The organism is Streptomyces caelestis (assembly GCF_001279005.1).
Taxonomy (GTDB): Bacteria; Actinomycetota; Actinomycetes; order Streptomycetales; family Streptomycetaceae; genus Streptomyces; species Streptomyces heliomycini.
The window spans coordinates 1-278 of the sequence record NZ_LGCN01000137.1 but is presented as its reverse complement, the minus strand read 5'-3'; the positions used below and the strand labels follow the sequence as shown (position 1 = coordinate 278).

At 54.7% G+C, this 278-nt stretch carries 2 rRNA genes; both read left to right on the top strand.

The window, feature by feature from the left end:
• A 23S ribosomal RNA gene (locus tag ADK41_RS13765) occupies positions 1-77 on the top strand; the annotation flags it as partial.
• A 104-nt stretch (positions 78-181) separates the two neighbouring features.
• Positions 182-278 (top strand): 5S ribosomal RNA (rrf, locus tag ADK41_RS13760); the annotation flags it as partial.

The following is a 278-nucleotide window of genomic DNA, read 5'->3' as shown; positions in this document are numbered from 1 at the left end:
CTGGGTTGATAGGCCGGATATGGAAGCACGGTAACGTGTGGAGTTGACCGGTACTAATAGGCCGAGGGCTTGTCCTCAGTTGCTCGCGTCCACTGTGTTAGTTCTGAGACAACGACCGTTGTCGGCTTTGAGTAGAACAGACAATAGAAGAGTGTGCTTGTTCGCTCGAAACCATTAGGGTTTCGGTGGTCATAGCGTAGGGGAAACGCCCGGTTACATTCCGAACCCGGAAGCTAAGCCTTACAGCGCCGATGGTACTGCAGGGGGGACCCTGTGGG